Origin of the sequence: Bradyrhizobium sp. SZCCHNRI2009 (genome assembly GCF_032485115.1) — a bacterium.
Classification (GTDB): Bacteria; Pseudomonadota; Alphaproteobacteria; order Rhizobiales; family Xanthobacteraceae; genus Bradyrhizobium.
In genome coordinates this window covers 772,389-796,581 of the sequence record NZ_JAUEUH010000001.1, presented here as the reverse complement: position 1 = coordinate 796,581, position 24,193 = coordinate 772,389, and the positions used below count along the sequence as shown (strand labels likewise).

At 66.0% G+C, this 24,193-nt stretch carries 25 protein-coding genes; 11 read left to right on the top strand and 14 right to left on the bottom strand.

The annotated features are described in order from the left end of the window. Positions 1-20: 20 nt before the first annotated feature. Positions 21-1,196, bottom strand: a complete 1,176-nt coding sequence (locus QX041_RS03630) for an MFS transporter (protein ID WP_316164495.1) — start codon at positions 1,194-1,196, stop codon at positions 21-23. A 102-nt stretch (positions 1,197-1,298) separates the two neighbouring features. Continuing rightward, complete coding sequence (locus QX041_RS03625) at positions 1,299-2,597, bottom strand: hypothetical protein (RefSeq protein ID WP_315714974.1); 1,299 nt, start codon at positions 2,595-2,597, stop codon at positions 1,299-1,301. 315 nt (positions 2,598-2,912) lie between these two features. Here QX041_RS03625 and thrS point away from each other — a divergent pair, with 315 nt between their 5' ends. Then, positions 2,913-4,979, top strand: a complete 2,067-nt coding sequence (gene thrS / locus QX041_RS03620) for a threonine--tRNA ligase (protein WP_315714669.1) — start codon at positions 2,913-2,915, stop codon at positions 4,977-4,979. Between the two features lie 127 nt (positions 4,980-5,106). On the opposite strand, the gene QX041_RS03615 is transcribed toward thrS, so the two are convergent. Further along, positions 5,107-6,009, bottom strand: coding sequence for a hypothetical protein (locus tag QX041_RS03615; RefSeq protein ID WP_409977893.1), 903 nt, complete (start codon positions 6,007-6,009; stop codon positions 5,107-5,109). 285 nt (positions 6,010-6,294) lie between these two features. On the opposite strand from QX041_RS03615, the gene QX041_RS03610 reads away from it, so the two are divergent. After that, positions 6,295-6,858 (top strand): nitroreductase, encoded by a 564-nt coding sequence (locus QX041_RS03610; RefSeq protein ID WP_316164494.1) that lies wholly within the window; start codon positions 6,295-6,297, stop codon positions 6,856-6,858. A 237-nt stretch (positions 6,859-7,095) separates the two neighbouring features. On the opposite strand, the gene QX041_RS03605 is transcribed toward QX041_RS03610, so the two are convergent. The 3 genes from QX041_RS03605 to QX041_RS03595 form a co-directional block, all read right to left on the bottom strand. After that, the gene (locus QX041_RS03605) at positions 7,096-9,570 is read right to left on the bottom strand and encodes a putative bifunctional diguanylate cyclase/phosphodiesterase (protein ID WP_316164838.1); all 2,475 of its coding nucleotides are present in this window, start codon (positions 9,568-9,570) and stop codon (positions 7,096-7,098) included. A 912-nt stretch (positions 9,571-10,482) separates the two neighbouring features. Next, positions 10,483-10,653, bottom strand: a complete 171-nt coding sequence (locus QX041_RS03600) for an RNA polymerase sigma factor region1.1 domain-containing protein (protein WP_315714672.1) — start codon at positions 10,651-10,653, stop codon at positions 10,483-10,485. Positions 10,654-10,734: 81 nt separating this feature from the next. Further along, entirely contained in the window at positions 10,735-11,811 is a 1,077-nt protein-coding gene (locus QX041_RS03595) for a hypothetical protein (protein WP_316164493.1), read from the bottom strand. Positions 11,812-12,051: 240 nt separating this feature from the next. Between QX041_RS03595 and QX041_RS03590 the strand changes: the two genes are divergently transcribed. Further along, the gene (locus QX041_RS03590; protein ID WP_315714674.1) at positions 12,052-13,071 is read left to right on the top strand and encodes a patatin-like phospholipase family protein; all 1,020 of its coding nucleotides are present in this window, start codon (positions 12,052-12,054) and stop codon (positions 13,069-13,071) included. Here the strand turns inward: QX041_RS03590 and QX041_RS03585 are convergent. Then, positions 13,058-13,486 (bottom strand): CBS domain-containing protein, encoded by a 429-nt coding sequence (locus QX041_RS03585; RefSeq protein WP_315714675.1) that lies wholly within the window; start codon positions 13,484-13,486, stop codon positions 13,058-13,060. The genes QX041_RS03590 and QX041_RS03585 overlap by 14 nt on opposite strands. A gap of 275 nt (positions 13,487-13,761) precedes the next feature. After that, on the bottom strand, positions 13,762-14,559 hold the full coding sequence (locus QX041_RS03580) for a rhomboid family intramembrane serine protease (RefSeq protein ID WP_316164837.1): 798 nt from the start codon (positions 14,557-14,559) through the stop codon (positions 13,762-13,764). 522 nt (positions 14,560-15,081) lie between these two features. Between QX041_RS03580 and QX041_RS03575 the strand changes: the two genes are divergently transcribed. Next, positions 15,082-15,639: a PAS domain-containing protein gene (locus tag QX041_RS03575; RefSeq protein ID WP_316164492.1), complete on the top strand. Its 558-nt coding sequence runs from the start codon at positions 15,082-15,084 to the stop codon at positions 15,637-15,639. Between the two features lie 205 nt (positions 15,640-15,844). Here the strand turns inward: QX041_RS03575 and QX041_RS03570 are convergent, their stop codons facing one another. After that, positions 15,845-16,831 carry an MBL fold metallo-hydrolase gene (locus QX041_RS03570; RefSeq protein WP_316164491.1) on the bottom strand — a complete coding sequence of 329 codons (987 nt, stop codon included), beginning with the start codon at positions 16,829-16,831 and terminating at the stop codon, positions 15,845-15,847. 183 nt (positions 16,832-17,014) lie between these two features. Between QX041_RS03570 and QX041_RS03565 the strand changes: the two genes are divergently transcribed. The 5 genes from QX041_RS03565 (at position 17,015) to QX041_RS03545 (ending at position 21,208) form a co-directional block, all read left to right on the top strand. Continuing rightward, entirely contained in the window at positions 17,015-17,629 is a 615-nt protein-coding gene (locus QX041_RS03565) for a PilZ domain-containing protein (protein WP_315801062.1), read from the top strand. Positions 17,630-17,961: 332 nt separating this feature from the next. Beyond that, complete coding sequence (locus QX041_RS03560) at positions 17,962-18,588, top strand: transglutaminase-like cysteine peptidase (RefSeq protein WP_316164490.1); 627 nt, start codon at positions 17,962-17,964, stop codon at positions 18,586-18,588. A gap of 225 nt (positions 18,589-18,813) precedes the next feature. After that, entirely contained in the window at positions 18,814-19,230 is a 417-nt protein-coding gene (locus tag QX041_RS03555; RefSeq protein WP_316164489.1) for a hypothetical protein, read from the top strand. A gap of 254 nt (positions 19,231-19,484) precedes the next feature. Further along, the gene (locus QX041_RS03550; RefSeq protein ID WP_315714681.1) at positions 19,485-20,000 is read left to right on the top strand and encodes a hypothetical protein; all 516 of its coding nucleotides are present in this window, start codon (positions 19,485-19,487) and stop codon (positions 19,998-20,000) included. A gap of 395 nt (positions 20,001-20,395) precedes the next feature. Beyond that, complete coding sequence (locus tag QX041_RS03545) at positions 20,396-21,208, top strand: dienelactone hydrolase family protein (protein ID WP_409977902.1); 813 nt, start codon at positions 20,396-20,398, stop codon at positions 21,206-21,208. 107 nt (positions 21,209-21,315) lie between these two features. Here QX041_RS03545 and QX041_RS03540 read toward each other — a convergent pair whose 3' ends face one another. The 3 genes from QX041_RS03540 to QX041_RS03530 all read right to left on the bottom strand — a co-directional run bounded on the left by QX041_RS03540 (position 21,316) and on the right by QX041_RS03530 (position 22,539). After that, positions 21,316-21,468 carry a hypothetical protein gene (locus QX041_RS03540; protein WP_315715000.1) on the bottom strand — a complete coding sequence of 51 codons (153 nt, stop codon included), beginning with the start codon at positions 21,466-21,468 and terminating at the stop codon, positions 21,316-21,318. 130 nt (positions 21,469-21,598) lie between these two features. Continuing rightward, positions 21,599-21,898, bottom strand: a complete 300-nt coding sequence (locus QX041_RS03535) for a hypothetical protein (RefSeq protein ID WP_315714683.1) — start codon at positions 21,896-21,898, stop codon at positions 21,599-21,601. A 158-nt stretch (positions 21,899-22,056) separates the two neighbouring features. Beyond that, positions 22,057-22,539 carry a hypothetical protein gene (locus tag QX041_RS03530; RefSeq protein WP_316164488.1) on the bottom strand — a complete coding sequence of 161 codons (483 nt, stop codon included), beginning with the start codon at positions 22,537-22,539 and terminating at the stop codon, positions 22,057-22,059. Between the two features lie 75 nt (positions 22,540-22,614). Here QX041_RS03530 and QX041_RS03525 point away from each other — a divergent pair, with 75 nt between their 5' ends. Then, positions 22,615-22,920: a hypothetical protein gene (locus QX041_RS03525; RefSeq protein WP_315749454.1), complete on the top strand. Its 306-nt coding sequence runs from the start codon at positions 22,615-22,617 to the stop codon at positions 22,918-22,920. Next, positions 22,917-23,084 (top strand): hypothetical protein, encoded by a 168-nt coding sequence (locus QX041_RS03520; protein ID WP_316164487.1) that lies wholly within the window; start codon positions 22,917-22,919, stop codon positions 23,082-23,084. Before QX041_RS03525 ends, QX041_RS03520 begins: the two co-directional genes overlap by 4 nt. 28 nt (positions 23,085-23,112) lie before the next feature. Here the strand turns inward: QX041_RS03520 and QX041_RS03515 are convergent, their stop codons facing one another. Together QX041_RS03515 and QX041_RS03510 are read right to left on the bottom strand one after the other, a co-directional pair. Further along, positions 23,113-23,643, bottom strand: a complete 531-nt coding sequence (locus QX041_RS03515) for a gamma carbonic anhydrase family protein (protein WP_316164486.1) — start codon at positions 23,641-23,643, stop codon at positions 23,113-23,115. Positions 23,644-23,726: 83 nt separating this feature from the next. Beyond that, complete coding sequence (locus tag QX041_RS03510) at positions 23,727-24,056, bottom strand: DUF6949 family protein (RefSeq protein ID WP_009027540.1); 330 nt, start codon at positions 24,054-24,056, stop codon at positions 23,727-23,729. Positions 24,057-24,193 lie beyond the last annotated feature (137 nt).

Here is a 24,193-nt window from a genome sequence, read left to right as displayed (position 1 = left end):
GCCAAGCGCCAACCCGCTGCTCAGGCCGGAACCGCGGTCCGCGCGCGCTGGCGGCTGGCCAGAATTGCCAGCAACGCCAGAGTTAGGAACATCAGTGCGACGTAGCCGGTGGCTCCGAGCAGGTCGCGTGCAAACAGGCTGCCGCCGATCGCGGAGCCGATGGCCTGGCCGATATAGAGCACGGAGGTGTTGAGCGACACCGAGGCCGAGGCAAGCGGCGGCGCGGCTGCCACCAGCCGAACCTGCTGCATCGAATTGGTGGACGCAAACCCCAACCCCCAGATGGCGACCGCCACCGCCATGAGGCCGTAGGTGCCCGCCGCCAGCGTCCAGGCCGACACACCGGCGAACATCAGGCAGGTGAACAAGAGCGATGTCCGGTAGGCCCCCCAGCCATCGACGATCCGGGTTGCGATGACGACGCCGAGAAAGCCGCAGGCGCCGTAGATCGCGAACACGAGCCCGATCTGGTTGGAGTCCGCGCCAGTCAGGCGCTTCAACAGCGGTCCCATGAAGGTGAAGATCACGAACTGCCCCGACATCTGCAGGGTCGTGACCAGGAGCAGCAGAACCACCAGACGGTTACGGCCGAGCTCGGTCCAGGTCTTCAACGCAACCGGCGCGCCCTTCAGGCCGGATGGCAGGCGCCATGTCAGCAGAACAAAGCTGACCGCGCCGGCCGCACCGACGGCGAGATAGGCAGCCCGCCAACCGGAATGACTGCCGATGAAGGTGATCATGGGCAGCCCCACGGCGGCCGCCAGCGACCAGCCCAGGAAGACATAGGCGATGGTGCTGCCGCGTCTCTCGAGCGGGCTGATCAGCGCCGCCGTCCCGGCGGCCTGCGGTGTATAGAGCGCGCCGACCGCGAGCATCACCAGGCGCAGCACCAGCAGGCTCGCATAATCGGGCGCAAACGCCGAGGCGAGATTGCCGAGCGTGAGCACCATGAGCGTCGCTGCGAGCAGACGGCGGCGATCGAAGCGGCTCGTCAGCCAAGCGGTCAAGGGCGAGCAGATGCAGAGCACCACCGCGCCGAAGGTGATCAGGAGCCCCGCCGTCTGAACGCCGACAGCGAGATCCGAGGCGAGCTCGGACAGCAGGCCGGCGGGCGCGAGCACCGAGCAGCCGGTGACGAGATTGCCGAGCATGAGCGCGGTCGGCGCAAAGCGCCCGGAAGCGGAAGTGGATGTCATCGCGCCTCAATAGCAGAGAATTTCATGCATTTGCATGAAAATGTCTCATGCCGCCCATGACTTTCTTTCGTCCTCCCTCCTTCGTCCTGGCCGCCATTCTCGTCAGGGCGCGGGGGCGGACTGCGCCGCCGAGGCCTGCGGCGAGGGAATCTGCGTCCACGGAACCGGCGTACTCGTCGGACGGGCGACGGCCTTGGACGGCGGGCAGCTCTCGATCAGCATCTTCAGAGCAGATTGCAGGCCTTCGCTGCTCACCGGAAATGTCGAGACATTGCGACGCGCGACATTCAACAGGGAATCGCTCAGCTCGGCCGACGGCATCAACGACAGCGTTTTCACCTGGCTTGCATTCAGGAACACGCCCCAGGTCTCGCGGTCGCCCGACCGCCGCGGCGGCGAGAGGAAATTGAGCCGCATATCTCCGCTCGCCATTGCCAGCGGACCCGGCGGCGAGCCGGCCGGCGCGATGCGCTCGACGTCGAGCTCGAAGCGGTCCTGATCGAAGCAGACCATCTGCAAGCGCGTGGTCTGGAACGTGCTCTCACCGTCCTTGCGTGCGAGAATGGTCTTGTAGGCAATCCCACGGCTGGCGGTCTCGAACATCCAGGGGCTTTCGACCCGCTGCCGCCTGTCGAGCGCAAACCGCGCGATCTCCTCCCGCGTCAGGATGCGCATGCTCTCGAACGGAACGGACCGCGCCACCGTGAGCAGAGCGGGATCCGCGCCGAGCTTGGTGATGTAGTCGAGCACCATCTTGTCGGCCCGCGCCATCGCCTGCTGCATCGCCTGCGCCCGCATCTCGCGGGTCGGCACGCCGCCGGTGAAGTTCAGGATGACGCGCGGCGAATGCACCGCGAGCGTCGCATCCGCTGCGATGTCACGCGTGGGCGCGCCGAGCAGCATGTAGGGACAGGCCGAATTGCACATCGCCCCCCGCGTCCAGACCTCGCCATGCAGCTCGCGCCCGGACAGCTTCAGCTTGGTACAAGCTTCGCCCTCCTGAGGCTCGAAGCCACACTCGCGCAAGGTGGTGCGTCCCACCCGCACGGCGGCCTTGCGCTCGCGCAGCATGTCGCCGATGGCGAGCGCCTGCTGCAGATTGCCGCCTGGAGAATTGAAGTAGATCGGCAGTCTGCGCTCCCCGATCTGCTTCATGAACTTGCGAAAGCGCGCCGCGGCGCCGCCGTCGATCTTGCCTTCGGCGGCGATCCAGCTGTCACAGCCATGTCCACAGGCGTCCGAGGAGCCCTTGACGAGAGCGAACGCAATCGGCGTCGAGCCGTCGGCGACCCGCGGCGGCGCGGCGCGGCGCGCGGCCGGCCTGGACTCCGTTGCAGGCCTGGCCGGGGCACCCGGCCTCGCATGTGCCGCGGGCTTTGGCTGGGTCGCCGGCTTTGGCATCGCCGGAACGGCCGCGAGCGACGACAGGCTCGACAACACGAACACGATCAGCGCGGCCCCAACATGAATGCCGCCGCGCCGACACACAGACAGCGGCGCCTCTCCTGCAGACTCCATCGCCAAACGCGTCCCCACGCCCCGAACACTTGAAGTTGTATCATACCGGCCCGCGGCGGCAATCTCCGCATCGCCGCACCAGCCGCAATTGGGCGGTTTTCCCGTCCCTCTCCCGGTTGCAGCCTGAAAATCCCCTGCTATACCCCTTGCTCCCGCTTACCTGCGCTCGTTCGCAGGAGTGAGCTCAAGGAGTGACCCATGTCCGATCCGAAATCGCCTGATTCCAAGTCCGACCAGCAAAAGTCCAATTTCCAATACAGCCTCAGCAACCTGAAGCCCGCCGCTCCGGTCGAGAAGATCACCATCAGCTTCCCCGACGGCGCCCGGCGTGAATATCCCCGGGGCACCACCGGCTTCGACATCGCCAAGGGCATCTCGCCCTCGCTCGCCAAGCGCACCGTCGCCATGGCGCTGAACGGCGATCTCGTCGACCTCAACGATCCGATCAATGAGGACGCCAGGCTCGAGCTCGTCGACCGCGACGATCCGCGCGCGCTGGAATTGATCCGGCACGATTGCGCGCATGTGCTGGCCGAGGCCGTGCAGGCGCTGTGGCCGGGCACCCAGGTCACCATCGGCCCTGTCATCGAGAACGGCTTCTACTACGACTTCTTCCGCAACGAGCCGTTCACGCCCGAAGACTTCGCCGCGATCGAGAAGAAGATGCGCGAGATCATCGGCCGCGACAAACCCTTCACCAAGGAGGTGTGGGACCGCGCGAAGACCAAGCAGGTGTTCCGCGACAAGGGCGAGGCCTTCAAGGTCGAGCTGGTCGACGCCATTCCCGGCGAGGAGCCGATCAAGATCTACTACCAGGGCGACTGGTTCGATCTCTGCCGCGGTCCGCACATGACCTCGACCGGCAAGATCGGCAACGCCTTCAAGCTGATGAAGGTGGCGGGCGCGTATTGGCGCGGTGACTCCAACAATCCGATGCTGACCCGCATCTACGGCACGGCGTTCGCCAAGCAGGAGCAGCTCGACGCCTACCTCAAGCAGATCGAGGAGGCCGAAAAGCGCGACCACCGCAAGCTCGGCCGCGAGCTGGACCTGTTCCACTTCCAGGAGGAAGGCCCGGGCGTCGTGTTCTGGCATCCGAAAGGCTGGAGCATCTTCCAGGCGCTGATCGCCTATATGCGCCGGCGCCTCGCCGGCGACTATGACGAGGTGAACGCGCCGCAGATCCTCGACAAGTCGCTGTGGGAGACCTCCGGCCACTGGAACTGGTATCGCGAGAACATGTTCGCGGCGCAGTCCGCCGGCGACGAGGCCGAGGACAAGCGCTGGTTCGCGCTGAAGCCGATGAACTGTCCGGGTCACGTGCAGATCTTCAAGCATGGCCTGAAGAGTTACCGCGACCTGCCGCTGCGGCTCGCCGAATTCGGCGTCGTGCACCGCTACGAGGCCTCCGGCGCCATGCACGGCCTGATGCGCGTGCGCGGCTTCACCCAGGACGACGCGCATGTGTTCTGCACCGAGGACCAGCTCGCCGACGAGTGCCTGAAGATCAACGACCTGATTCTGTCGACCTACTCGGATTTCGGCTTCGAGGGTGAACTGACGGTGAAGCTCTCGACCCGCCCGGAGAAGCGCGTCGGCACCGACGAGATGTGGGATCACGCCGAGCGCGTGATGGCGACCGTGCTGAACGAGATCAAGGCGCAGAGCAACCACATCCGCACCGAGATCAATCCGGGCGAAGGCGCGTTCTACGGGCCGAAGTTCGAATATGTGTTGCGCGATGCCATCGGCCGCGACTGGCAGTGCGGCACCACGCAGGTCGACTTCAACCTGCCGGAGCGGTTCGGTGCGTTCTACATCGACGCCGACGGCGCCAAGAAGGCGCCGGTGATGGTCCATCGCGCGATCTGCGGCTCGATGGAGCGCTTCATCGGCATCCTGATCGAGCACTATGCCGGCAGCTTCCCGCTGTGGCTGGCGCCGACCCAGGTCGTCGTCACCACCATCACCTCGGAAGGCGACGAATACGCCAAGCAGGTGCTGGCTGCGCTGCGCCGCGCCGGGCTCAGATGCGAGATCGACCTGCGCAACGAGAAGATCAACTACAAGGTCCGCGAGCACTCGCTGCAGAAGATCCCGGCCCTGCTCGTCGTCGGCAAGAAGGAGGCCGAGACGCATTCAGTCTCCGTCCGCCGGCTCGGCCGCGACGGCCAGACCGTGATGCCGACCGCGGAGGCCATCGCCGCCCTGGTCGACGAGGCGACGCCGCCGGACGTGCGGCGCCGTCAGCGCGAGGCGGCGTGACGTCGTAGCGCGTAGCCCGCACGAGCGCAGCGACATGCGGTGTCGCCGCGACAGCGCGTGAGATCCCGGATGTCGCTCCCGCCGTCGCCCTGACGGGCTCCGGCGCGCGCTCATCCGGGCTACGCGGCTACGCCGACAGACTGGCGACAGCATCCGCCGAACCTCTGTCTCGACCCGCGGCCTGCAGCGCCACGTCGGCGCATTCGGCCATGTAGAGAAACATCGTCGCGAGCATCCGCTCGATCGCCTCGCGCCCCAGCGGCAGAATGGTGATGGCGTCGGTGCTGCGGATGAGCAGGCGCTTCTCCTCTGCGTCTCGCAGCAGCGTCAGCACGTGCTTGCGCGACACCGAAAAGCGGGTCGCCAGACCGTTGATTGAGAACGGCACGGGGCCGTCGGGCGGGAATGGCTGGTCCGGCCCGGCGCCTTGGGCCAGGCTGAACAGGATCACCATGCCCGCGGTCCGTTCGGCAAACGGCTCGAGCTCCGGCGCTCCGTCGAGGATCCGGACGCCGGCGATGAAGCGACGGCCGAGCTCGAGCACGAAGCTCTTCACGAAGGCCGGATCGTTCAACGCAGCCCGGTAACCCACGGCGGCCGGCAGCACCGCGCGCATGGCGTCGAACTGTACGCCCCAGCGCTCGCGATGCAGCGCGATCAGCTTGTCGGTCGGGACCAGCGGCCGCCGCCGGCGGTCCAGATTCGAGGCCGACGCCACCAGCCCGGTCGCCCGCATCAGCGCCAGCATGGCCTCGCAGCGGCCGCCGCTGCACAGGTCGAGCCTGGCACACATCTCCTTCATGGCGCCGACGGTGAGACCGAGCTCGCCGTCGCGCTGCTCGGCAAAATGCAGATACAGCGCGACGTGCGGAAACAGCGCCCGCGCCCGGTCGCTCAGCAGCGCATTGAGGATGCGATCGCCCCGATACAGCCTGATCGCCGATGCCGTCGACGCGCGCATCGCCCGTGCGAAACCAGCCGTCCCGCGCAGCCGCGCGACGGCGTCAGGTGACGGAATCAGTGCGGTCATCGGCACGTCAGATCTTGCACTCGAGGCAACTCCCGGCGGATCTCTTAGCACTATGTTTTTACCGGCCCGCCCAAGGTTCGACAATTCGCTGGGAATATCGTGCTTAGGACAGATGGCCGCATCGGATATGCCCGATCCGCGTCGTCCCGCGCGAAGTCTTCGCCGAAACCCGCAAAGGCTGCAGCACCGGGTGCAGTAGAACCGATCAAAACGCCGTGCCGTGGTCTCGTTGCAGGCGGAGGCCCATGCTATCTGTCGCGCGTGCAACGAACGAGACCCACCGACGTGACCGACGCGATTGAACTGCTGAAGACCCGCCGCTCCGTGAAGCCGCGCGAGATGAGCGGCCCCGGCCCCTCGCCCGCCGAGCTCGACACCATCCTGACCATCGGCGCCCGCGTGCCGGACCACGGCAAGCTCGCGCCATGGCGCTTCATCGTGTTCGAGGGCGACGGCCGCCGCCGCGCCGGCGAGGTCATCGCGGCCGTGTTCGCCAGGAAGAACCCGCAGGCGAGCGCCGCCGAGCTGGAGGTCGAGAAGAATCGCCTCATGGAGGCGCCGCTGGTGATCGGCCTCGTCAGCTTCACCCGGCCGCATCCCAAGGTGCCGGCCTATGAGCAGGAGCTCTCCGCCGGCGCGAGCGCGATGAACATCCTGACCGCGGCCACCGCACTCGGCTATGGCGGCTGCTGGCTGTCTGGCTGGTTCATGTTCGACCGCGACGTGATGGACGGTCTCGGCCTCAAGACGGAGGAGAAGCTCGCCGGGCTCATTCACATCGGCAAGCCGGCCAAGCCGAGCGAGGACCGGCCGCGTCCGGCGCTCGCGGACATCGTGACGCGGTTCTGACGAAGGCACGCGCGGGACCGGCGCGACCTTCAGGAGCAGACGCCCGGCGATCGCTCGGCTCATTGCCGCGCCACGCTCCATCCGCCCAACCTTGCGAGCGCAAACAATCCAGGATTCCTCCGCGGAGGCCGTCCGGATTGCTTCGCTGTGCTCGCAATGACGCGCGGAGATGCCTCAGCCCCAACTAATTGGCACTCCGAAGCCGCGTGCAACATTCCGTAGGCTTCCCTCTAATCCTCACGCCGCCTTCGATGATCTCGTGCCGAACTGCGCCAGCAGGCCCGCGATCTCCGAGGCCGGCTTGGCCGCGCTGAACAGAAAGCCCTGGACCTGGTTGCAGCCCTCGGCGCGCAGCCACTCGAGCTGATCCGATGTCTCGACACCCTCGGCGGTGGTGATGATGTTGAGGCTCTTGCCGAGGCCGGAGATGGCGCGGACGATGGCGAGGCAGTCGGAGCGCTGCGCGAGATCCTTCACGAAGGAGCGGTCGATCTTGATCTTGTCGAACGGGAAGCTGCGCAGATAGCTCAGGCTGGAATAGCCGGTGCCGAAATCGTCCATCGAGATGCGGATGCCGAGCTGGCGAAGCTGATGCAGCGTCGCCAGATTGGCCTCGGTCTCGGCCAGCAGGATAGACTCGGTGATCTCCAGCTCGAGCCGCTCCGGCGTCAGCGCCGACTGCGCCAGCGCCTGGACCACGACCTGCACGAGGTTGCGGCTGCGGAACTGCACCGCAGAGAGATTCACCGCGACCTTGATGCCGTCGGGCCATCGCGCCGCCTCGTGACAGGCCTCGCGCAGCACCCACTCGCCGAGCGGCACGATCAGGCCGATGTCCTCGGCCACGGGAATGAAATCGGCGGGCGAGATCATGCCCTTGTCGGGATGACGCCAGCGCAGCAGGCATTCGAATGCGGAGATCGCGCCGGTCGCGACGTCGACCAGCGGCTGGTAGTGCAGCTCGAACTCGCCCTGGGCGAAGGCACGGCGCAGATCGTGCTCCATGTCGCGGCGCTTCTGCGCCTGGCGGTCCATCTCCTTTTCGAAGAACCGATGCACGCGGCCGCCGTCCTGCTTGGCGCGGTACAGCGCCATGTCGGCGTTCTTCATCAGCTCCTCGCAGCTCGCGCCGTCGCCCGGCGACAGCGCGATGCCGATGGAGGCACCGATCACGAGCTCGTTGCCGTCGATGTCATAGGGCGCGCTGAGCGCCGCGATCAGGCGGGCGGCACACTCACTGGCGTCGCTGGCGCCGCAGCTCTGACTGATGATCACCGCGAACTCGTCGCCGCCCAGCCGCGCCGCCAGCTTGCCGCCATGCATCTGCTGTGTCAGGCGGCCCGCGACCGCCTGCAGCAGCCGGTCGCCCATCGGATGACCGAAGGAGTCGTTGACGGTCTTGAACAGATCGAGGTCGATGCACATCACCGCGATGCGGCGGTCGGCCGCCCCGGCGCCGTCGAGCTCCTGCGCGAGGCGCTGCTGGAAGAATTCGCGGTTCGGCAGGCCGGTCAGCCCGTCGTGGTGCGCCATGTAGGCGATGCGCGCCTCGGCGCGACGACGCTCGGTGATGTCGACGATCGCGACCAGCACGCCGTCGCGGCCATCGAAGGTGATCTCGCGGCCGTAGGTCAGCACCTCGATCTCGCTGCCATCGGCCTTGCGATGCCGCCAGTCGCGGTGAAACAGATCACCGTCGGCCAGCCGCAGCAGCGCGTCATCGAGGCTTTCCCATTCGCCCGGCGGCCAGAGATCCCAGACATTCATGCACAGCAGATCCGCCCGGCCGTAGCCATAGTGTCCGACCATCGCATCGTTGACATTGAGGATCTGCGCGGTCTTCGCATCGAGGATGCACATCGGCACCGGGTTGGCGTCGAACAGCAGCCGGAACGAGGCCTCGCGCCGCTTCAGCGCGGTCACGTCGGCAATGGTCAATGAAATGATGTCGCCAAAGGCGTGGGCGCCGAGCCTGAGACTGCGCGCCTCGCTGTCGAGCTCGAACTGGTCGCTCCGCCCGTGCGTGACGACGTCGAACAGCCGCGCCATCACCTCGGGCGTGCACAGCGTGTTGCCGCCTTGCTTCAGCCGATGCCATTGCAGCGTCGCCGACGGCAGCCTGAGCAGGTCGGCCGCCGCGCGATTGTGATGAACCACCTGGAAATCGCAGGGCATGCCGACGCTGTCGCGGATGGTCGCGAGCGAAACCACGCCGTCGTCCGTCGTCGAGAAGATCGCGTCGAGCAGATTGTACTGCGTGGCCCGCTCGTTGACGTAGGTCCCGACCAGCGTGCTTCCCCACCGCGAGTTGGTCGGCAGCGCCAGCACGTCATAGCTGCGAACCATGCCGTCGCGCACGCAATGCGCACAAGCGAGATAGGGCTGGCCGCTGGCGAGCGCACAATTGGCGGCCTCCACCAGCACCGTGGCGCAATCCGGCGACACGGCCTCGACCGCGACGTCCCAGCGTTCATCCTGCAGCCATTGCTGGACGTAGCGACCGCTGCGCGAAATCTGCAGGCGACCGTCCTCGTTGTTGAGCACCGCGATATGATCGGCGAGACGGCCGAGGCTGCCCAGCATGACGTCCTCGTAGCGCGGCAGGCGCTGGCCCGGCTTCAATGCCGCCTGCCATTTGCGTCTGAGCACCGGGATGTCGTCAAAGAGATCGCTGCTGATCGGAGTCAACGCCTTGGTCGTCGCGGCACGCATCATTCCCACTCAATCGCCCAGCCTGTTCCAGCGGTATCTGAAGCAGACGCGGCTTTAACGAGCTGTAAATGCATTGCCTTCGCGCATGGCGCGCAGCGATTGTGACAGTTTTAAGTGGTTCCATGGTTATCGCGCATTAGCGACTGTGACAGCATCGCTTCACGTTCATCGGCGCTGTCCCAACGAGAGAGCGATACAGCATGGCTGCGGATGTGACTGCGCGATCTCGCGACAATATCTGCCCGAGTTTTCTTGTTCGAACCGCCCTCTTCAAACAGAGGGCGCAGGGAGAGCCGGACCTCGACTGAGGCCCGTGGCCCGCCTGCGAAAAAAATGCAGGCGGCAGGTACCACAGGTCAGCCGGAAACCCGGCCCTCCCTGCGCGATGGCTTTAACGGCTGCTTCGCGTTCTCCCTGGTGCGCCGGGCTTTCTGGCCACCATCCCCACGCGAAGCGAAGCCTCAACGTGAGTTGACATCAGCATCGGGATATCAGGACCGCGCGACTTGACCGTGCGCAGCGAATTGTTCGTCGGCGCGAGCAACCCGCGCTGCAATCCACCACGCCCACCGCTCCCCGCCTCGCGTGTCGTGACGACCGCGATACGCCCCTCATCTCGAGGCGGGATGCGCGGAAAGATCCGCCTGATTTGCCCGACGGCGCAAGAACTAATAAGTGCGACAAATTAACCCGACGGGCAGATGTGCACGACTTGGCGAGTCGTGTCGCGCACCACTGCTTCGACAATCGCCGCTGTCGTCCCGGCCTTGAGCCTGGACCCATAGCCACCGGCCGCGGTGATGCGGGCCACTGACAGCTAGGTCCCCCGATAGCATCCGCGGTATGGGTCCCGCGTTCGCCGGGACGACACCCGTGGTCAGGCGCGCTCCTGCCAAAAACGCTGTTCTTGCATCAGTCCTCCTCCAGACGGATGCCTGCGTCGCTGAGCGCCCGCATGATCCGCTCGATGTCCTCGGGGTCGATTGTGTTAGCCGGGCAAAGTGCGTTCAGCTCGTCGAACGTGATCCAGCCCTTGCGCTCGCCGATCTCGATGGCCTGGCGGATGATGTGGGATATCTGCATGCGGCTCTCCCGGAGGCTGGCTCTCATAGATAGCGGGGAGAGTCTGTGTCCTTCTGCGGTGCCATTTCGCGTGCGAGCCGCTTACCGCGCGAGCACCTCGACCTCGCCGTCAACGCCGTTGACGACGCTGAAGGAGCGTTCGAACACCTTGCCTTCGTTCTTGGCGATCGCGCGGTAGTCGCCTTCGGACAGCACGACCTTGGGGAAGGCGCCGATCGATTCCTTGATCACGTCGCCGCCGGGGTTGATGACCGACCAGGCGGTGTTGGCGAGCGCCTCGCCGCCCTTGTCGGAGACGAGCTTCAAGGTGATGACCGCGGCGCGGTGCGTCACCGTGACGTCGGTGAGCTTGCCAGCCTGGACGCGGATGTCGGAGCGCACCACCGAGTTGGCGTCGCCATAGTTGGAGACGATGTAATAGGTGCCCTCCGGCAGCATCAGCATGTCGCCGGCGGCGACGTTCGGCACCAGCGGCGCCCGCTCGCGGCCGTCGAACTGGCTGCCCTTGTAGATGGCAAACGAGATCTGGTTCTGCGGGATCTTGCTGGTGCCGACCCTGCCCTCGAGGCGCAGGCCCCCGGCCGGCAGCACGAAAGATTCGCGATCGGTCTCCGTCTTCAGGTTCACCGACCTGACCGCGCTGACGAGGCCGAGCGCGACATGCACGACATAGGTGCCGGGCGGCAGCACGATGTTCGGCGTCGGGCCGCGATCCTCGCGCAGCATCTTGAAGGCGCCGGATTCGTCCGGCCGGTCGGCGAACACGCGCCAGACCAGACCGCCATTGATGTTCGGCAGGTCCTTTCCGAACCGCGCCGACAGCGACAGCACGCCCTGATTGGGAGCCGCGGCGGGTGGAGGAGCAACCGGCGGGATCGCAGCCGGCGCGCCGGGTGGGATCGCGGCGACGGGCGGTCCCGGCAGCACCTGCGGGGCCGGTGGCGGAATGGGACCGGCGGCGGGGCCGGAGGGTGGCGCCAGGCTCACCGCCGCCCCGGGATCGGGCACCGAAGCCGGCGGAATCGGCGGTGGCCGGTCGCTGAACAGTTGCGCCGCGGCCGGCAGCGTCACGAGCCCGGTCAGCGGCCACGACAAGGCGAGCACAAGCCATAGCCGCCCGCTGCGCCGGAATCTGGTGAACCCGCGACCTGTCGTCATCGTCTTGCTTTTGAACAAAAACGCGGCAAATTCAAGCCTCTACTCAACTGTCCCGGAGGAACCCCGTAAGCAGCGCGCGACTTGGTCGCATTCTCCGGCGGAGAGTTCAAATCAGCGGCATCCGGCGCTCCCGTCGACCCGGCATAAAGGATGCTTCTGGTAGGCTGGTGCTAGGCTGTCATGCGTCATGAGTCCGTTGCCGACTCGTTGCACACAGTTTGCGTAGGCGTGGAGATCTCGGTGCTGGACATTCTGAAAGGACGCCGTGCGAACGGAACCGAAGGTTCCGATGTCGGTCTCGGCACGATCCGCAAGCCGGTCATCGGCCTTGCGCTTGGCGGCGGCGCGGCGCGCGGTTTTGCCCATATCGGCGTGATCCGGACCCTGATGGCGCACGGAATCGTGCCCGATGTCGTGGTCGGCACCTCGATCGGCGCCGTGGTCGGCGGCGCCTATGCGGCCGGCCAGCTCGATACGCTGGAGGAATGGGCGCGCAGCCTGCAGATGCGCAACATCCTCGGCTATCTCGACATCCGCCTCAACGGCTCCGGCCTGATCGGCGGCGAGAAGCTCGCCGCCCAACTCGAAGCCTCGCTCGGCCGCGTCACCATCGAGGAGCTGCCGATGAAGGTGGCGACGGTGGCGACGGAGATCCGCACCGGGCACGAGATCTGGCTGACCCATGGCAGCCTCGTCGACGCGATGCGCGCCTCCTACGCCCTGCCCGGCATCTTCGCGCCGGTCCTGATCGGCGACCGCTGGCTGGTCGACGGCGCCATGGTCAATCCGGTGCCGGTGTCGGCGGCGCGCGCGCTCGGCGCCGAGATCGTGATCGCCGCCAACCTGTCGAGCGACGTGTTCACGCACTCGACGACGATCTACTCGCATGGCCAGCCGGTCGAGGTGCCGGAGACAGTGATGGAGAGCGCGCCGCCGAAGCGGCGCTTCCGCAGGCTGTTCTCGCCGGAGCGCGCGGTGAAGCGGCAGTTCTTCGGCGAGGGTGGCCGGCCGGGCATCTCGTCGGTGATGGTCGACGCCTTCAACATCATGCAGGACCGCATCACCCGCGCGCGCCTCGCGGGCGATCCGCCGGACCTTCTGATCTCGCCGCGCGTCGGCCAGATCGGCTGGTTCGACTTTCATCGCGCGGCCGACCTCATCGCGTTCGGCACGAGGGCGGCCGAACGTGCGCTGGATTCCATCCAGGAAGCGATCGGCGCGGTGACGCCGACCGGCGGCGGAGCGACTACGCCGTCTTGATGTACTGGCGCAGTGCTTCCTGCTCGGCCTCGTATTCCTGGACGCGCCACTTCACGACGTCGCCGATCGAGATCAGGCCGGCCACGACGCCGCCCTCGATCACCGGCAGATGGCGGAACTTACCGTTGGTCATCATTTCCATGATCGAGGCGACGGTATCCGCAGGCTTGCAGCTCACCACCCGCCGCGTCATCACGTTCGACACCGGCTCGGTCAGCGCGGCGGCGCCGCGCTCGCCGAGCGCGCGGACGATGTCGCGCTCCGAGAGGATGCCCTCCATCCGGGAGCCCGACATCACCAGCACCGCGCCGATCTTGCGGTCGGCGAGCCGCTTGGCGGCTTCGGCGAGTGTGGTCTGGGACTCGACGCTCTCGACCTGATGGCCCTTGGTGTCGAGGATCGCACGTACTGTCATTGCTCGTCTCCTTGAGGGGCCGGTGTGCCTTCTTGAGCGAGGCGTCGTTGCGGCCGATGCTTCCAGCGATCGTCAGTCAAGCGAGTCTTCAATCAACAGTCTGACAATGCAACGGATCCAATCCTTCTGATCGCGCTTTGGTTGCATTGCACTCCGCAAGCTGGCCTGCGCGGCACAAATCGCCTGCTTTCGTTCATCCGGAATCGTGCCCCGGTTGCAGTGGACACAAATGATGAATGAAATCACCTGCGCTCGCAAGCGCAGGATCGCGGCACCTAACGGTCGACCACGTCGGACGGCAACGCAGGCGCAGCATCGTCACGCACATGCGGGGTGGGATCGAACAGCGCAAACAGGATCAGTCCGGCGATGAATCCGCCGATATGAGCCTGCCAGGCGACGTCGGCGCCCTCGGCGCCGGGCGTGATGCCGCCAATGCCGAACACGATGTTGACGCCGAACCACACTGCCAGAAAGCCGAGCACCCGCGGATTGCGCAGCGCACGCGTCAGCGACAGCGCCGGAACCCTGGCCGCCGCCTCGGCATCGCCGCGGGTGAACGACAGGAAGCTGCCTCTCACGAAGGCAAAGCGCATCGCCGCCGCCATGGTGCCGGACACCGAGGCCGAGGCGCCGATCATCGGCGCCAGCGCGTGCTCGTGGGTGAGCAGATGCGCCAGCGCACCGGCCGCCGCCGTCACCGCCATGAACAGATAGAACCTGACCGCACCGAAGCGGCGCGCGAGCGCGCTGCCGAACGGCAGCAGCCACAGCACGTTGAAACCGATATGCGCCAGATTGGCGTGCAGCAGCGAGTAGCTGAAAAAGGTCCAGATCTTGGCCGGCGTGCCGCCGGGAAACGCCCCGTCCATCAGGGTCTGGTCGTATCGTTTCGGGACGAAGGCGAACAGGTCGATGATCCAGCCGTTCCACTCGTCCGGCAGCAGCACACGCAGATGGATCACCGCGATCAGCAGGATGTAGGCGGTCAGTGCGCCCGGCAGATTGAGGATCGGCTCCCGCGCCTGCTGGAGCGGCGGATCCTGCGTGAGGTCTGACGAGGGGGAATCCAACGGAACGCACGCCTTCGACGAGAGGAACAGATCCGTCAGATAGGCGGCTTTGGCCGGCCTGTGCAAGCGCATGGCGGCAGAGTTGATGTGCAGCCCCGGGCCGCGGAGGCGAAAGGACAGCCGATCCGCCAAAAGAAAGAGGGAGGGTTCTGAGAAAACCCTCCCTCCGAGACCTGCCGGCCTTTGCCGCGTCCGGAGCGCCCGGGGTCGTTTTCCCCACCCCGCCCCGTCGCGACGACCAGACTTGTTTGACGCCGCCTGCGTGTAACTCACCGTATCGCGGCGGACCTTCCACCTTCCGGCCGCGATCTGATGAACGCATTGTTAACGATCGCTCGGCGGCCGCCAAGCTCATCGTTAATTTAACCTTAACGCGCGGAAGGCCGGGGGAAAGCCGGCACGATCGCACCATCGGCATGGACGCTGCACCACCCCTCCTGCGAAAACAAACCAGGGAGGCGCCTGGACGAAAGCGGGACAGCAATGTCCTCCGTGACGTCGAGGGCGCGAGGGATCACCGAGATGAAACATCCGTCCAATCGCGAGCTCTTCGCCTATTGGAACGACAGGCGCGGCCATGCCAAGGCGCCGGAGCGCTGCGACTTCGAGCCGTCGGCCGTGCGCGAGCTGCTCGGCGACATCTTCGTCTTGTCCTGCGATGCCGACAGCGGCTTTCCGTTCCGCATGGCCGGCACGCGGCTGTGCGCCCTGCTCGGCGGCGACGTCAAGGACAGGAGCTTTCCGGCGCAGTTCGCGCCCGCCAGCCGCCGCGAGATCGAGGAGATCACCGCGGTGGTCTGCGAAGAGACGCTGCCGGCGATCGCCGGCGTGACGGCGCAGGCGCCGGATCGCACGACCGCGCATTTCGAACTGCTGCTGCTGCCGTTCGCCACCCGCGCGCATGAGCCGATCAGCCTGACCGGCCTGCTCGCCCCGTTCGAGACGCCGCAAGGCGCGCTCGGTCCGCTGGAGATGGTGTCATGGCGCTACATCCATCCGCCCGCCGGACCGATCGTGCCGCGCGCGTTGCGCAAGCTCGCGCTCGCCCGCGGCCTGATGGTGTATGAGGGACTGCGCTGAGTGCAGCGCCGATCTCGTGGCCCGGATGAGCGCCAGCCGGAGCCCGAAGGGCGCAGGCGAAAGCGACATCCGGGACAGACCATCCTTACATCGCGTGCCCGCGTCGAAGCTGTCGCACGCCGACGGTGAATCGCCGGCGGACAGACGTCCCCGCATGTCGCTGCGCTCATGCGGGCTACGGGATCTGGGCTGCCGTCCCGCCTCCTCAATGTGAGCCGGTCAGCGGCGTGATCGGACTGCCGTCGGGAGCAAACGCGGCGACCTGATCCGAGATGACGAACGACGTGAGATCGCGCCCGACCACGAGCGGGCCCTGATAGCTCGTCCGCGTGCGCGCGATCAGCGCCTCTTCGGGCACGTCCTGGACCGGCTTCACGGTGGCGAACACGATGTGCGAGTAGACCGCCAGCTTCGGCTTCGCCTCGGTGAAGATCCTGCCGGCCTCCTCCGGCGAGGTGTGATGGTCCTCGATCGCACGATAGTTCGGATAGGTCTTGATCAGTTCGGGATCGATCACCGCCACCTCGTGGATCAGAAGATCGGCGCCCTCCGCCGCCTTCTCCACCCGCGGATCGGGCTTGGTGTCGCCGGACAGCACGACCTTCTTGCCGTCGAATTCGACGACATAGCCGAGCGCCGGCTTGATCTTCTCGCCGTGATTGACCTCGATGGCGCTCACCCTGACGCCGTTGCGCTCGTAGACGACGCCGGGCCCGATGTCGGCCGCGGCGAAGGCGACGCCTTCCGGCGGATAGTGCTCGTCATCGATGCGGATGCGGATGTCCTCGAAGAAGGCCTTGGTGAGATTCTCCGTCATCGCCACTGTCCCCTTCGGTCCGAACACGACCATCGGCCCCTTGCGCGAGGCCCAGGGCGTGCCGATCCAGCCGCTCAGCCACATGTCGGGCAGTCCCACCACGTGATCGGAATGCAGATGGGTGAGGAAATGCGCGGTGATGCTGCCGAGCGGGATGCTCTTCTGGAACAGGCGGATCGTGGAGCCGCGTCCGAGGTCGAACAGCAGCCGCTCAGGCCCGGCCTCGATCAGGGTCGAGGCGCTGAAGCTCGACAGCCGCGGCGTCGGCGTGCCTGTCCCGAGCAGGGTCACCTTCATCTCGGCTGCCGCGGCCGGCGGCGATCCAGCCACCACGCAGACCACGACCGCCACGACGGCTCCCAACAAGCTCCGCATGAACGTCTCTCCCATCTCCGTTGGCGTCATTGGCGCGATGTCGCGCCTGCCCATTCTATCAGCTCGTCATGGCCCGCGGCAGAGTGCTGCAGGAGCACAACGTAACGCTGAATTAACCGTGAAGGACTTAGTTTCAACACTGGATCATCCGGCACGCTAAGAGCCGGCTTTGAGTGGCGAAACATGGCGTTGCCGAACAAAAAACTCTCTCTTCCGGCCGCCGAGGAGCGCCGCCGTTTCCAGCGGGTCAAGGTCCACCTGCTCGGCCGCTACATGCTGCCCGACCGGCGCGAGTTTCCCTGCCAGGTGATCAACATGTCGCCGGGCGGGCTGGCGCTGCTCGCGCCCGGCATCGGCAATGTCGGCGACCGCGTGATCGCCTATCTCGACCATATCGGCCGCGTCGAGGGCAAGATCACCCGCATCATCGACAACGGCTTCGCGATGACGATCGGCGCCACCGCGCGCAAGCGCGACAAGCTCGCCGCGCAGCTGACCTGGCTCGCCAACCGCGACATCCTCAATCTGCCGGAGGATCGCCGCCACGACCGTATCATTCCGCGCAACCCGATCGCGGTGCTGACGCTCGAGGACGGCACCAAGATGACCTGCCGCATCATCGACATGTCGCTGTCGGGCGCGGCGATTGCGGCCGAGACCAGGCCGCCGCTGAAATCGCAGGTCATGCTCGGCCGCGTCCAGGCGCGCGTGGTGCGAAATCTCGAAGGCGGCTTCGCGATCGAGTTCATGCACGCCCAGCTCGCCGAAACGCTCGAAGACAGCGTTACCGCGCGGTAAAGCCGCAAGCCTCTGAAATCCCGCAACTTCACGGAGCACACGGCGTCCGCCACCACGGGCGCCGTGTGGCGTTCGGCCATCGCACAGGTAATCCGGCGCAGTTAATAGTTGGCGGGAAAAGCGCACGGGACCCTGCAACGGCAGCGGTTCCCGGCTTAATGCAGCGCATTCGATTCAACCGCGAATGATTCAAATTTTAGCTAGATTCGATTCAAGTGAAAGTCGAATAAGCCCTTTGTTTTACTTGGATTTGCGTCAAATCCATCGTGGCGATTTAGCGGCAGCGAAAAATCTTTGTGAGACACATGGTCCCAACGAAAACGGGGGCCAAAATGGTCAAGCGGACGGGACAGGCAAAGGGGTTGGCGGTCGCAGCCTTCCTGATGGCGATGGGGACGATGGCGCATGCCGGTGATGACCGGGTGCTCTATGCGAGCCTCGGCGACACCACGCGGGCCCCGATCGGCTGGGTCGAGTTCTGCACCGAGACCCCCGAGGAATGCCGCGGCGGCGCGTCGCAGCCCCGCGACATCGTGCTGTCCCAGACCGCGTGGCGCGATCTGCTAAAGGTCAATCGCTGGGTCAACGAGAACGTCAAGCCCATCACCGACATGGACCATTGGGGCGTGGTCGAGAAATGGTCGCTGCCGACGGACGGCTACGGCGACTGCGAGGATTACGTGCTGCTGAAGCGCAAGCTGCTGATCGATGCCGGCTGGCCCCGCGAGGCGCTGCTGATCACGGTCGTGCGCGACAAGAAGGGTGAAGGACACGCCGTCCTCACCGTGAAGACCGACAAGGGCGAGTACGTGCTCGACAATCAGAACGAGAGCGTCGTCGCCTGGACCGAGACCGGCTACCGCTTCGTCAAGCGGCAGTCGCAGAGCGACCCCAACGTCTGGGTCTCGCTCGGCGACGGTCGCCCGGCAGTGGCCACCGCCAGCGCCAGAGAACGCTAAGGCGTCCGCAAGCGCTGATCAGAGAGGCGAGACACGAATTCGAGTTACGCGACCCGGTCACATCCCCACCCCTCCCCGTCCCAGACCGGTTCGCGCGCGGCCAGGCCTCCCCCAAGGCCTGGCCGCAACTTTTTTTGGCCTTGCTTTGACGATATGTCGCAGGCGGGGCGCGGCAACGGCCGGCCAACCTTGTTTTCCCTCGACCGTCGGGTTTAGGTTGTCGGCATGATGATGATCCTGCGAAGCGCGACCTTGCTGGCCGCGGCCCTGACCCTGGCGAACTGCTGCATGTCCGGCGCCGGCTGCTCGGGACCGCTGGCCGCGGCGGGCCCAGCCGCGCCGGCGATGGCCGCTACGCCCGCGGTGATTACCGCGCAGCCGACGAGCGCTGCGGCCGACTGGGACGGCCGTGTCGCCACCTCCGACGCCGACACCGAGATGGTGACGGAGCCGGACATCGGCACACCGCGCAAAGGCGCGAAGCGCCGTGGCGACTCGCGGGTCGACGTGATGTCCGCGCAGTCGAGCTCCGGCTATCGCGGCCGGATGAGCTGGGAGGAGGAACAGGCGGCCGACCTCGCCGACGAGGCCCGCCTCAAGCAGAAGCTCACGATCTGCCGGAACTGCAGCGCAACGCAGTAAGCATTTGTCCGGCCGCAGTTTTCGGCTGGTCGCGACCGCGCCCCGGAACCGGCGTGGTGCATGCGGCGGGCGCGCCATTTCGGGCTTGCAGGCCTCGCTTTTGTCGGATTTCCTAATCAAAAGCTGACGACTTGGTTCGTTCGCCAGATGCACGATTTGCGGGCTGGGCGGACAGCGTTCTCTGCTCGAGTTTTTCGCCTCTCCCAGTTTTCGGGAGGAGCATCCGAAGCTTTTTCAATTTGGGTGGTTTCGTGATGAATCCGGTGACGCGCGACACCAGACGCTACCCCGAGAAGCTCAGCCCGGCCCCCGTCAAGGGCGCCCAGCCGATCGCGCTCGCAGCCGCGACGCTCGTGGTGCTGATCGCGGGCATCGGCGGCATCATGTTGTGGCGTGCCTATGGCGGCGCGCCGGAAGCCGAGCGCGGCGCGGTGACGCGGCAGTTGCAGGCGCGCACGGTGCAGGCGTCCGAGCAGTTGGTGGAGAAGACCAAGGGCCTGGAGGCCACCCAGCAGGAATCGATCGACCAGTTGCAGATGATGCAGGAGCAGTTGCAGAGCATGCGTCGCCTGCTCGCGGCCCAGCAGGCCGACACCAAGCGCCTGTCGGACCAGGTCTCGACCCTGAAGGACTCCATCGATGGCCTGCGTCAGTCGTTCGCCAGCACGCAGAGCTCGGAGCAGGCCGCGCCTGCTCCACGCAACCGCAGCATCCGCGCCCGCGCCCATGCCAGCCGCGGCGGCCATCGGCATCGTCGTAACCGATCCTGAGACGGCCGGTCCCGACGCCTGCTCGTAGAATTCCCGCCGAATATTCCCAGGATCCTGTGAAGTGCTTCACAGATTGAAACCGGGAGTCACGCCATCCTGCCTTCACCGGATGGCGAGCCAATTTCAGGATGGCACAGGGCCAATTTCAATATCCGGGGCTGGCAAGGTCGTTGGCGCCATACTGCGCCGACGGCCTTGTTTTTTGTGGCGGCGCGTTCGACCGCCCGCAACGGATCCGACGCCGCGGCTCTCCGGCTGGTGACTTGCTTTTCCCCGTCAATTCTCGGCTCAATGCGCCCGTAAGACGCAGAGGAGCCCCCATGTCCGCCGATCCAGCACTGACGTCCGATGTCATCGGGCTGACAAAAGTCGCCCCCTTCTCACGCCGCGGCTTCATGACCGCGTCCGCTGCCGTGACGGCCGGCTACACGCTGGCTGCCGGCCCGGTGCGGGCCGAGGTCATTACCACCGACACCAGCGGCCTGAATGCCGGAGATGCGAAGATCAAGGTCGGCGACCGCGACATGCCGGCCTATTTCGCGCGCCCCGCCAGCGCCAGCAATCCGCCCGTCGTGCTGGTCGCGATGGAGATCTTCGGCCTGCATCAGTACATCAAGGACGTGACGCGCCGTCTCGCCAAGCTCGGCGCGCTCGCCGTGGCGCCGGACTACTACTTCCGCAGCGGGACCGACCTCACCAAGATCACCGAGATCAAGGACCTGCTGCCGATCGTGAATGCCAAGCCCGACGCGGAGCTGCTGTCGGACCTCGACGCGACGGTGGCCTGGGCCAAGTCGCAGGGCGGCGACACCTCGCGTCTCGGCATCGTCGGCTTCTGCCGCGGCGGCCGCACCGTGTGGGAATATGCGGCGCATAGTTCGGCGCTGAAGGCGGGCGTTGCGTTCTACGGCCCGCTGATCGATCCGCCCAATCCCGCCTGGCCGAAGAGTCCGACGCAGCTCGCACCCGAGATGAAGGCGCCCGTGCTCGGCCTCTACGGCGAAGCCGACACCGGCATTCCCGTCGCCAGCGTCGAAGCCATGAAGACCGCGCTTGCCGACAACAAAAAGACAGCTGAGTTCAAGATCTATCCCGGCGCGCCGCATGGCTTCCACGCCGATTATCGCCCCAGCTATCGCAAGGACGCCGCCGAGGACGGCTGGGCGCAGATGCAGGCGTGGTTCAAGAAATATGGCGTGCTGAGCTGACAGCCGCGGCCCGGGCGAGCGAACCCGTCAGACTGCGCCCGCGAGGCTTCCCGCATGTCGCTTGCCGCATGTCGCTTGCGTTCATGCGGGCGCCGGACCGTCGGCTGCTAGCGCAGGCGACGATCGTCGCGACGGATCTTCGCCAGCTGCCTGCCGCCCTGCTCGAGCTCCCAGGCCATCCAGACCAGCGCGGCGCCCAGGCTGACGACGACGCCCATGAAGACAAACGTGAGTTCAGGGGATGTGAGTGTGTTGATCATGCCTGGATCCCATGCAAGCGTTGCGCCAGCTACTTCTCCGCCGCCGCTCCGCCGATCGGAGCGGCAACAAATCGTCACGAGATGTCGTTAAGGCGAAGTGACCGGATCGGCCGGTCGCCTCACCCAAGCTTCATTCACACACCTCGACGTTGCGGAAGCGCCAGCCGCGCGCTGTCCGCACACGCTTGCGGGCGACGTAACAGCCGCCGAGGTCCTCGTAGGTGTACGGGTAGTAATAGGGATAGCCTCCGTATCCGTAGTAGCCGGGATAACCAAAACCCAAGCCAAACCCGAGTCCAAAACCCGGGCCAAAGCCACGATGGCCGAAGCCATGATGGAAACCGCCCGGCCCGTGCGCCGACGCCATGCCCGGAATCATTGCGGCCGCGATCACGGCGCCCGCCAGCAATCCCATCAATCTCTTGCGCATCGATCCGTCTCCAAATTCAACCGGCATGACAATGTCATTGCACTCGGTACTGTCCATCGAATGTCTCTAAGCCGGATTTGGAACGGCGCGCGGGCAACCCCGCTCACATCTGCGCGATCTCGATGTCGTTACGTGACGTCCGGAGCCGCGGGCAATATTCAGCAACCGCGGCAGATGCTCTTCACCTTCCGGTCGGCCGTCTTGTTCTCCTGCTGAACCTGCTCATCGGTATCACTGGCGCGGTTCGGTCCCGTCGCCGCGGTGCCTCCCGCCGCTCCACGACCCACGCCGGTCGTGACGCCGGAATTGCTCGACCCCACCCCGCTTGCGCCCGAGCCGGACGACTGCGCTGTGCCGAGGCTGTTAGTCCCGTTTGCAGCTGCCGCCCCCGGTTGCGACAGCCGCGAGGGATTGCTACCGCTTCCGGCTTCGTTCTGCGCGTCGCCGAGACCGGCGACGTTCCCTGATCCTGCAGCGGTACCGGTCGTGCCGATGCCGGCGGCTCCCGCGCTCGCCGCGCCACCTGCGCTCGCTCCACCGCCAGCGCCTCCCGCACCGCCGCCACCGCCTTGCGCGAACACCGCAGTGGCCGTGCCGAGGCCTGCAATCACGATCAAGGTGCCCAATGAAAACCTGGCCATGGGACCGTCTCCCTTTACACTTCAACCCAGCCGGACGGACCGCGTTCCGGAACGAATGTTGATCGGAGAGGATTGATGGGGCGAGGAGAGCAAGGAGCCGTGCGCAAGCTGATCGCCTTCGACGAGGACACGTTCGACAAGCTCAAGCAGCTCGGCCGCGATCAGATGCTGAGTCTGCAGGACCTCGCCGACGAGGCGTTCATGGACCTGTTGGAAAAGCACGGCGTACCGGCGGATCTGAAGGACGCGCTGCGCAAGAGCGCTGCGGAGGATGGCGATGGCGCAGGCAAGCCTGCGCGCAAACGCAAGAACGAGCCCGACGACAAGTCCAGAAACCAGTCGAAGCACAAGCCGAAGCAGAGGAGCAGGACGTCAGCATGAGCACCGACCCCGATCCGTTCGAACAGGGCGAGCGCGCCGCGCGCGCGAACATTCCGGCCGAGGCCAATCCCTATCAGGACGGCAGCGAACAGCATGCGCTGTGGGCGAGCGGCCACGAACGTGTCGCCAGCGCAGTGGAGGCAGGCGAGTCCGAAGGGACGTGAAGAATCTCCGACTCCATCGGCCGTGATGTCAGCCGATCTTCTTCAGACCCTTGGTGTAGCGCGGTCCCTTGGCGACATAGGCCTTGGCCGCGATGCCCATGCGCTCGACCTGCGCCGGCTCCAGCGTGCGCACGACACGCGCGGGCGCGCCGATGATCAGCGAGTATTCCGGAAAATCCTTGCCCTCGGTGATGATGGCGCCGGCGCCGACGACGCTGCCACGGCGGATATGCGCGCCATTCATGATGATCGAGCCCATGCCGATCAGGGCATCATCCTCGACCGTGCAGCCGTGCAGGATCACGTTGTGGCCGACGGTGACGTTGCGGCCGACGCGCAGCGGGAAGCCAGGATCGACGTGACAGGTGGCGTTGTCCTGGATGTTGGAGCTCTCGCCGATCTCGATCCAGTCATTGTCGCCGCGGATCACCGCGCCAAACCAGACCGTGACCTCCTTGGCGAGCTTCACCCGGCCGATCACGGTGGCATTGTCGGCGATGTAGTAGTTGCCGTCCGCCGGCAGCTTGGGCGCCTGCCCGTCGAGTTCGTAGATGGCCATCGAGGTCTCCCGTTCGCAGGCGACCTTGGCACAGCCCCCGGAGCGATTTCAAGCAAGCGCCGCTGCGGCGCCCGGCACGGGAACTAGGCCAGCACGCCCGCGGCGCGCAGCGTCATCACCACGAAGGTGCCGCACATCATGCTCCAGAAGCCGGCGATCACGGTCGCCAGCATCACGAACTCGAAGCGACGGCGCTCGATGCGGGCGCCGCGCAGCGTGTTGCGCATGATGATGAAAGGCGCGGCGAACACCAGGAATGGCACCGCGGCGAACCGCCGGGGCGTGACGCCCTCCTGCAGCAGCTCGAAGCCCGGCGGACGTTCGGCATAGGCCTGGTAGCCGCTCGCCAAGGCGCCGGCCAAGGCGAAACCGATGAGGAGCGAGAACAGGGAATTGAACGCCTCTGCCGACATCGTACGCACTCACACACTTGCAGAACTGACCGATGCTGGTTTGGCAAAAAGCGACCGCGCCCGCCACATTATCCTTAAGGAAGGGTTAATGGTGGCCGCGGCCGGTGCGCGGCTCCCTGCAGGTAAGTTTCTGCAGA

Coding starts and splice junctions, on each gene's coding strand:
- QX041_RS03595 (WP_316164493.1), bottom strand. CDS start 11,811: ATGACGACAGGTCGCGGGTTCACCAGATTCCGGCGCAGCGGGCGGCTA.
- QX041_RS03520 (WP_316164487.1), top strand. CDS start 22,917: ATGAGCACCGACCCCGATCCGTTCGAACAGGGCGAGCGCGCCGCGCGC.
- QX041_RS03540 (WP_315715000.1), bottom strand. CDS start 21,468: ATGATCAACACACTCACATCCCCTGAACTCACGTTTGTCTTCATGGGC.
- QX041_RS03545 (WP_409977902.1), top strand. CDS start 20,396: ATGACCGCGTCCGCTGCCGTGACGGCCGGCTACACGCTGGCTGCCGGC.
- QX041_RS03570 (WP_316164491.1), bottom strand. CDS start 16,831: ATGCGGAGCTTGTTGGGAGCCGTCGTGGCGGTCGTGGTCTGCGTGGTG.
- QX041_RS03535 (WP_315714683.1), bottom strand. CDS start 21,898: ATGCGCAAGAGATTGATGGGATTGCTGGCGGGCGCCGTGATCGCGGCC.
- QX041_RS03575 (WP_316164492.1), top strand. CDS start 15,082: ATGAAACATCCGTCCAATCGCGAGCTCTTCGCCTATTGGAACGACAGG.
- QX041_RS03530 (WP_316164488.1), bottom strand. CDS start 22,539: ATGGCCAGGTTTTCATTGGGCACCTTGATCGTGATTGCAGGCCTCGGC.
- QX041_RS03630 (WP_316164495.1), bottom strand. CDS start 1,196: ATGACATCCACTTCCGCTTCCGGGCGCTTTGCGCCGACCGCGCTCATG.
- QX041_RS03550 (WP_315714681.1), top strand. CDS start 19,485: ATGAATCCGGTGACGCGCGACACCAGACGCTACCCCGAGAAGCTCAGC.
- QX041_RS03600 (WP_315714672.1), bottom strand. CDS start 10,653: ATGCAGATATCCCACATCATCCGCCAGGCCATCGAGATCGGCGAGCGC.
- QX041_RS03565 (WP_315801062.1), top strand. CDS start 17,015: ATGGCGTTGCCGAACAAAAAACTCTCTCTTCCGGCCGCCGAGGAGCGC.
- QX041_RS03605 (WP_316164838.1), bottom strand. CDS start 9,570: ATGCGTGCCGCGACGACCAAGGCGTTGACTCCGATCAGCAGCGATCTC.
- QX041_RS03525 (WP_315749454.1), top strand. CDS start 22,615: ATGGGGCGAGGAGAGCAAGGAGCCGTGCGCAAGCTGATCGCCTTCGAC.
- thrS (WP_315714669.1), top strand. CDS start 2,913: ATGTCCGATCCGAAATCGCCTGATTCCAAGTCCGACCAGCAAAAGTCC.
- QX041_RS03555 (WP_316164489.1), top strand. CDS start 18,814: ATGATGATGATCCTGCGAAGCGCGACCTTGCTGGCCGCGGCCCTGACC.
- QX041_RS03615 (WP_409977893.1), bottom strand. CDS start 6,009: ATGACCGCACTGATTCCGTCACCTGACGCCGTCGCGCGGCTGCGCGGG.
- QX041_RS03515 (WP_316164486.1), bottom strand. CDS start 23,643: ATGGCCATCTACGAACTCGACGGGCAGGCGCCCAAGCTGCCGGCGGAC.
- QX041_RS03585 (WP_315714675.1), bottom strand. CDS start 13,486: ATGACAGTACGTGCGATCCTCGACACCAAGGGCCATCAGGTCGAGAGC.
- QX041_RS03625 (WP_315714974.1), bottom strand. CDS start 2,597: ATGCCAAAGCCGGCGACCCAGCCAAAGCCCGCGGCACATGCGAGGCCG.
- QX041_RS03510 (WP_009027540.1), bottom strand. CDS start 24,056: ATGTCGGCAGAGGCGTTCAATTCCCTGTTCTCGCTCCTCATCGGTTTC.
- QX041_RS03560 (WP_316164490.1), top strand. CDS start 17,962: ATGGTCAAGCGGACGGGACAGGCAAAGGGGTTGGCGGTCGCAGCCTTC.